Origin of the sequence: Pseudomonas sp., from assembly GCF_049590575.1 — a bacterium.
Classification (GTDB): domain Bacteria; phylum Pseudomonadota; class Gammaproteobacteria; order Pseudomonadales; family Pseudomonadaceae; genus Aquipseudomonas.
On sequence record NZ_JBAWDE010000363.1, the window covers coordinates 1 to 6973 of the forward strand.

Below are 6973 nucleotides of genomic sequence, written 5' to 3' on the forward strand. Positions count from 1 at the left end.
GGGCACACCGAGCCTAGGCGAGGTGCCGAGTGTTGGGGCGAGGACTTTTTGCTTACTTTTTGGTCCCTCAAAAAGTGAGCCGCTGTAAGAGCGGAACCATAAGAAGCCGTTACCGCAGCAACGGATATGTCCTCAAAACCAAAACCAAAACCTCAAACCCCAAACCGCCCCCGCTCCAACTCATACATCGGCCGAACCAAAGCAAACTCCCGATCAATCAGATCCACCAACGCCCCCAGATCCACGGAGGACTCAACCGACTCCAGCTCCAACCGCTGACACAACTGCGCCAACCGCACCGCCCCCAGATTGCCACTGCTGCCCTTGAAGCTGTGCGCAATCCGCCCCAGCGCCTTGGCATCATCGCGTGCCTTGCGCAACGCTTCGACCCGCTTCTGGGAATCGTCAAGAAAGGTATCTAGCAGCTTGGGATACTCACCCTCCATGACCTCCCGCAACCCCGACAACACGTCCGGGTCCAGATGTATATCAACCACTTGCTCGCTCCTTGATCAAGAATCGGCGGATTATGCCAGAGCCCCCCAGCAAAACTCCACGCAGACACTGCGTCCGCCATCGGACCAGCGGACATCGCTGCTCAATTGACGCACCAGGCTCAAGCCCCGGCCGGACAGTCGGTCGATATCCAGCGGCCGCGCCAGCACTTGCTCCACGTCGAAGCCGGGGCCGCTGTCTTCCACCCGCAACGTCATCTTGCCGCCCGTCTGGGTGGGCACCACCTGCACATGCACGCGCACGTAACCGCTGTTCAGTTGCGCCAGGCGCGTGTTGCGCTGGCGATAGTATTCGGCAAACCCCTGGGCATCGCGCTTGAGCCGCGAGTCCAGGCCCAGCACGCCATGTTCCAGGGCGTTGGAATACAACTCCGCCATCACACTGTAGAGCGCCCCGCTCTGCTCGCGCAGGCCGTGGATCTCCAGCAGCAGTTGCAACAGGTACGGCAACGGGTTGTAGCGCTTGAGGGTCTCGGCGCGAAACTCGAAACTCACCGACCAATCCAGCGGGCAGGACTGGCCGCTGTCGGCATACAACGGCCCGGTGGCGCGCAGGGATTGGCCGGGCTGCAGGGTGATTTCGACCATGCTCACGTCATCCCGCGCCTCGCCGCGAAACGCCGCCAGCGCCTGTTCGATGTCCTCGAACAAACGGTCGGGCTCGCGGTTGGCGGCGAATACCTGCTGCAAACGCTTGGCGCCAAATAGCTGGTCGTTGGCATCGGCGGTGTCGAGCACGCCATCGGAAAGCAGGAACACACGGTCGCCCAGCGCCATCGGCCAGACTTCGGTACGGTCATCAAACGCGTCCGCCGACAGCACCCCCAGCGGCAAATGCCGCGACGCCAGCGGCGTGCGCTTGCCGCTGGTGATTTCATGCACGTAGCCGTCGGGCATGCCGCCGTTCCACACCTCGACCACCCGCCGTTGCGTGCTCAGGCACAACAGGGTGGCGCAGCAAAACATGTCCACCGGCAGGATGCGCTTGAGCTTGGCATTCATCTCCCGCAGGGTTTGCGCCAGGCCGTAGCCCTTGGCAGTCATGCCGTAGAACACTTCCGCCAGCGGCATGGCCCCCACCGCCGCCGGCAAGCCGTGCCCGGTGAAGTCGCCGAGCAGCACATGCATGTCTCCCGACGGCGTATAGGCAGCCAGCAGCAGGTCGCCGTTGAACAACGCATAGGGCGATTGCAGGTAGCGGATATTCGGCGCGGCGTTGATACAACCGGAATGCGCGACCTTGTCGAACACCGCCTTGGCCACCCGCTGCTCTTGCAACAGATAGTCGTGGTGTTTGGCGATCAGGTCGCGCTGCTGCAGGACCGTAGCCTGCAACCGGCGCAGGCGGTCCATGGCGTTGATCTTTGCCGCCAGGATCAGTTGGTTATAAGGCTTGGGCAGGAAGTCATCCCCACCGGCATCCAGACAGTGGGCCAGGGCTTCGCTTTCGCGCAAGGAGGTGAGGAAAATGATCGGCACCAGCGCTTCACCCGCCAACTGCTTGATCCGGCGCGCGGCTTCCAGGCCATCCATCACCGGCATCAGCGCGTCCATCAACACCAGTTGCGGACGCTCACGGGTAAACACCTCGACCGCTTCCTCGCCGTTGCTGGCGGTGAGCACTTGATGGCCCTGGCGGCGCACGATGGTCGACAGCAGCAACAGGTCGGCGGCGCTGTCCTCGGCAATAAGGATCGTCAGCGCCTCAAGCACGGGGGCCAGGACGCTCAACTGATGTCGAACAGTTTGTCGAAGTTGGAGATGGCGAGGATCTTGCGCACATCGCAATTGCTGTTGATCACCCGGACCTGCGCCGCTTCGCCGCCGGCATGATCCCTCAGCAGCAAGAGCATGCCCAGGGCGGAACTGTCCATGTAGGTGGTGTCTTTCAGGTCGACGACATACAGCTGAGGGTCCTTGTAGAACCGCTCGTAGGCCTCACGAAACGTCTGGTGGCTGCCGAAATCGAACCGGCCCTTGATAGCGATCGTCAACTTCTTCCCGTCCGGGGATACTTCTGACTCGACTGACATGCAACTGCTTCCTTGTCATTGGCAATAGACACAAGGTGTAGCAGGTGATGGGGCGGTGGGCAACTGTCAGTAAACGTCTTTGCGCGGCAGGCGCTGGGACAGTTCATCGAGTAATTTCTGCTCGCGCTTGTCTTCAATCGCCCGCGCTTCGTCGATGTAGCGCTGCACCAGTTTGCGCAAACCCTCGACGCGGGCGAACGCCGCCTGCCAACTTTCGCGCGCCTTGTCGAGGTTGTTCTGGTGCCACGCCAGGCTCTGGCGCTGCTGGCCGACGGCCGTCTCGAGCTGATTGAGGAAGCCCTGGTAGCCCATCAGCCACTGGCCCGATACACCCTTGGTGCCGCGCTCGATCCACTGCTGTTGGTACTCGCCGCGAAAACGCTCAAGGTCGCCCAGCTTGCTTTCCGCCAGGCGCACCTGGCCCTGGAAGTAACCCAGGCGCTGCACAGCGGTCTTTTCGGCTTTTTCAGCCATGTCGACCACCGGCGCCAGGCGCGAGGAACGGCTGCTGGCCATGGCTTAGCCGCCTGGCGCCGGGGCGAAGATCGAGCCCAGGTGCGCTTCACTTTCACCCATGCTGATCTTGTCGTTGAGGCCCTGGCGCAGGTAAGTCACCAACTGCGGTTGCAGGGCGATGGCCAGGTCGGTTTCGCGATCACCACCGGCCACATAGGCGCCGACGCTGATCAAGTCGCGGCTCTGCTGGTAGCGCGACCACAACTGCTTGAAATGCTGCGCGCGGGCCATATGCTCCGGCGTGACCACGGCCGGCATCACCCGGCTGATCGACGCTTCGATGTCGATGGCCGGGTAGTGACCCTCCTCCGCCAGGCGCCGCGACAGCACGATGTGACCGTCGAGCACGCCCCGCGCCGAGTCGGCAATCGGGTCCTGCTGGTCATCGCCTTCGGACAATACCGTATAGAACGCGGTGATCGAACCGCCACCGGCCTCGGCATTACCGGCGCGCTCCACCAGCTTGGGCAGCTTGGCGAACACTGACGGCGGGTAGCCTTTGGTGGCCGGCGGCTCGCCAATGGCCAGGGCGATTTCCCGCTGGGCCTGGGCGAAACGCGTGAGCGAATCCATCAGCAACAGGACGTTCTTGCCCTTGTCGCGAAAATATTCGGCGATGCGCGTGCAGTACATCGCGGCGCGCAAACGCATCAACGGCGCATCGTCCGCCGGCGACGCGACCACGACTGAGCGCTTGAGGCCTTCTTCACCGAGGCTGTGCTCGATGAACTCCTTGACCTCACGACCCCGCTCGCCGATCAGCCCGACCACGATGATGTCGGCTTCGGTAAAGCGCGTCATCATGCCGAGCAATACCGACTTACCCACGCCGGTACCGGCGAACAGCCCCAGACGCTGGCCGCGGCCGACCGTCAATAAACCGTTGATGCTGCGAATGCCCACGTCGAGCGGCACGCTGATCGGGTTGCGGTTGAGCGGGTTGATGGTCGGGCCGTCCATCGGCACCCAGTCTTCGGCCTTCATGCCGCCCTTGCCGTCCAGCGCGCGACCGGCGCCATCGAGCACGCGGCCGAGCATGCTCATGCCCATCGGCAGGCGACCGGTGTCGGCCAACGGCACCACGCGGGCGCCGGGCGCGATGCCCGCCAGGCTGCCCACAGGCATCAGGAAAATCTTGCTGCCGGAAAAGCCCATGACTTCGGCTTCGACCTGCACCGGGTGGTAGCTGTCGTCGTTGATCACCATGCAACGGCTGCCCATGGCGGCGCGCAGGCCCTCGGCTTCGAGGGTCAGGCCGACCATACGCAGCAGGCGCCCTTCGAGGATCGGCTGGCCGGGCAACTCGGTGGCTTCGGTATAGCCACTCAGGCGCTTGGCGAAGCTGGTGCGGTCAAGGCGCATCGGCGGCGTCCAGGTCCACGCTCAGGTCAGGCTCGGCCGGGTTCAGGACCTGCTCATGCACCTGGTCCAGCAGCTTGGCCATGATCTGGCTGATACGGGTTTCCACCGTGGCATCGATGCGGCTGTGCTCGGTCTCGACGCGGCAACCACCGGGCTGCAGCGCCGCATCCTCGACGATGCGCCAGGTTTCTTCATGGCGCTCGCGCAGGGCTTTGACCTGTTCGAAATCCTGCGGGTTGATGTACAGCCGCACGTTGCCGACGCCCAGGGGCAGCAGCTTGAGGGCTTCGCGCATCACGCTTTCGATATGGCTGGAGTCCAGCACCAGTTCGCGCTGGATGACTTGGCGGGCGATGTGCTCGACCAGGCCGACCATGGCTTTTTCGATCTGCGCATCCTGCTCGGCGATAGGGTCGAACAGGGTGTCCATCAAGCGTTCCAGGCTGGCCAGCTTGACGCTCAGCGCCTCCTCGGCCTCCTGGCGCACCTTCAGCGTGGTGCTGCGAAAACCGTCTTTTTCACCCGCCGCGAAGCCTTCGTTGTAGGCCTCCTGGCGGATGCTTTCCAACTCTTCCAGGGTCAGTGGCTGGACTTCATCCAGCGGCACCTCTTCCATTTCCGCCGGCAACTCTTCTACCGGCTCGGGCTCAGGCTCCGGCACATGCGGGTCGAAACTGGGCAACGACCAGATGTCGAACCCGCCGACATCCCGTGCGCGAATCAGATCGCTGGGTGCCTCATCTTTGTTCGACATGAGTGGCGCCTTAAATCATTTCTTCGCCGCCCTTCCCGCCGAGAACGATTTCTCCGGCTTCGGCCATACGGCGGGCAATGGTGAGGATTTCTTTCTGCGCGGTTTCCACGTCGCTGACGCGCACCGGGCCCTTGGCCTCGAGGTCGTCGCGCAACAGTTCGGAAGCACGCTTGGACATGTTCTTGAAGATCTTTTCCTTGACGCCTTCGTCCGACCCCTTGAGGGCCAGCACCAACACATCCGACGACACTTCACGCAACAGCGCCTGGATGCCACGGTCGTCGACATCGGAGAGGTTGTTGAACACGAACATAAGGTCTTCGATCTGGCCGGACAGGGTGTCGTCGATCTCGCGGATCGAGTCCATCAACTGGCCTTCGACCGAGCTGTCGAGGAAGTTCATGATGTCGGCCGCGCGTTTGATACCACCCAGGGTGGTGCGCGAGGCATTCGAGTTGCCCGAGAACTGCTTCTCGAGAATCGTGTTGAGTTCTTTCAACGCCGCCGGCTGCACGGTGTTCAACGACGACACGCGCAGGATGATGTCCAGGCGCACTTTATGGTCGAAGTGGCCGAGCACTTCACCGGCCTGGTCGGGGTCGAGGTACGCCACCACGATGGCCTGGATCTGCGGGTGCTCGTAGCGGATCACGTCGGCGACGGCACGCGGCTCCATCCATTTCAGGCTGTCGAGGCCGCTGGTGTTACCGCCCAACAGGATGCGGTCGATCAGGCCATTGGCTTTGTCTTCGCCCAGGGCCGAGGTCAGCATCTTGCGGATATAGCTGTCGGAGCCGACGCCCAGGCTGGTCTGGTCGCCGACGATCTCGACGAACTCGCTCATCACCTGTTCGACTTGCTCACGGTGCACATTGCGCATTTGCGCCATGGCCACGCCCACTCGCTGGACCTCTTTAGGGCCCATGTGCCGCAGCACTTGGGCGGCGTCGGTTTCACCGAGGGACAGCAGCAGCACAGCGGCTTTGTCGACCTTGGTGAGCTTGGCAACAGCGGCTCGATTATCACTCATCTGCGTTGATCCACTCTTTCACGACCTGGGCCACACGACCCGGGTCTTCTGCCACCAGACTTTTGATTGCATTCAGCTGAGCGTCGTAACCTTCGCTCGGGCTTGGCAACAGGATGCTTTGCGGGCCGCCGAGGCTGACGCGGTCGTTGGCCAGTTCGCCATCCAGGCCGCCCATGCCACCCAACTCGACGTCGCTGCCACCAAAGGCCGCGAGCTGTTTCTTGCCGTTACCGGTGATGTTGTTGAGCACCGGACGCAACACACCGAACACCAGCACCAGGATGAACAACACACCCAGCACTTGCTTGACGATGTCCCAGAACCACGGCTGCGTATAGAACGCGGCTTCGGCGATCACTTCACCGCGCTCGGCGGAGAACGGCATGTTGATCACGCTGACGCTGTCACCACGGCTGGCGTCAAAACCGACGGCGTCCTGCACCAGGCGCGTGAAGCGCGCCAATTCGTCGGCGCTCCACGGCGCACGGGTCACTGCGCCATCGGCCGGGTTGATCTTGACCTGATCATCGACCACTACCGACACCGACAGGCGATTGACACGGCCCTGTTGCTGCTTGGTGTGGCTGATCGAACGGTCGAGTTCGAAGTTCTTGGTCGACTGGTTACGCTTGTCCGCCGGGTACGGGGCGAGCATCGGCTGGCCGGTGGCCGGGTCCATGATCTGCTGACCGTTGGCGTCCAGCAATGGCTGGCCAGGCTGAATCGCGCCCGCCGTGGCCGCGGCGCCACCGGTGGTTTGCGG

At 62.8% G+C, this 6973-nt stretch carries 8 protein-coding genes; all 8 read right to left on the reverse strand.

Annotated elements, in window-relative coordinates; translation table 11 throughout:
* Window positions 1–152: 152 nt before the first annotated feature.
* Window positions 153–497, reverse strand: a complete 345-nt coding sequence (locus WBR57_RS24985; RefSeq protein WP_424087594.1) for an Hpt domain-containing protein — start codon at window positions 495–497, stop codon at window positions 153–155.
* A gap of 30 nt (window positions 498–527) precedes the next feature.
* Window positions 528–2246: an ATP-binding SpoIIE family protein phosphatase gene (locus tag WBR57_RS24990; protein ID WP_424087596.1), complete on the reverse strand. Its 1719-nt coding sequence runs from the start codon at window positions 2244–2246 to the stop codon at window positions 528–530.
* Window positions 2243–2548 (reverse strand): STAS domain-containing protein, encoded by a 306-nt coding sequence (locus WBR57_RS24995; RefSeq protein ID WP_424087598.1) that lies wholly within the window; start codon window positions 2546–2548, stop codon window positions 2243–2245. Before WBR57_RS24995 ends, WBR57_RS24990 begins: the two co-directional genes overlap by 4 nt.
* A 66-nt stretch (window positions 2549–2614) precedes the next feature.
* Window positions 2615–3064: a flagellar export protein FliJ gene (gene fliJ / locus WBR57_RS25000; protein WP_424087600.1), complete on the reverse strand. Its 450-nt coding sequence runs from the start codon at window positions 3062–3064 to the stop codon at window positions 2615–2617.
* Window positions 3065–3067: 3 nt separating this feature from the next.
* Window positions 3068–4426: a flagellar protein export ATPase FliI gene (gene fliI / locus WBR57_RS25005; RefSeq protein WP_424087602.1), complete on the reverse strand. Its 1359-nt coding sequence runs from the start codon at window positions 4424–4426 to the stop codon at window positions 3068–3070.
* Window positions 4416–5180 (reverse strand): flagellar assembly protein FliH, encoded by a 765-nt coding sequence (fliH, locus tag WBR57_RS25010; protein WP_424087604.1) that lies wholly within the window; start codon window positions 5178–5180, stop codon window positions 4416–4418. The genes fliI and fliH overlap by 11 nt, the downstream gene beginning before the upstream one ends.
* A gap of 10 nt (window positions 5181–5190) precedes the next feature.
* On the reverse strand, window positions 5191–6210 hold the full coding sequence (fliG, locus tag WBR57_RS25015; RefSeq protein ID WP_010563975.1) for a flagellar motor switch protein FliG: 1020 nt from the start codon (window positions 6208–6210) through the stop codon (window positions 5191–5193).
* Window positions 6203–6973, reverse strand: a 771-nt coding sequence (locus tag WBR57_RS25020; protein WP_424087607.1) for a flagellar M-ring protein FliF C-terminal domain-containing protein, incomplete at its 5' end; no start/stop codon positions are given. The genes WBR57_RS25020 and fliG, both read right to left, overlap by 8 nt.

Bases quoted from the DNA above. Each gene is read 5' to 3' on its own strand.
- WBR57_RS24995 (WP_424087598.1), bottom strand. From the start codon at position 2,548: ATGTCAGTCGAGTCAGAAGTATCCCCGGACGGGAAGAAGTTGACGATC.
- fliJ (WP_424087600.1), bottom strand. From the start codon at position 3,064: ATGGCCAGCAGCCGTTCCTCGCGCCTGGCGCCGGTGGTCGACATGGCT.
- fliI (WP_424087602.1), bottom strand. From the start codon at position 4,426: ATGCGCCTTGACCGCACCAGCTTCGCCAAGCGCCTGAGTGGCTATACC.
- fliH (WP_424087604.1), bottom strand. From the start codon at position 5,180: ATGTCGAACAAAGATGAGGCACCCAGCGATCTGATTCGCGCACGGGAT.
- fliG (WP_010563975.1), bottom strand. From the start codon at position 6,210: ATGAGTGATAATCGAGCCGCTGTTGCCAAGCTCACCAAGGTCGACAAA.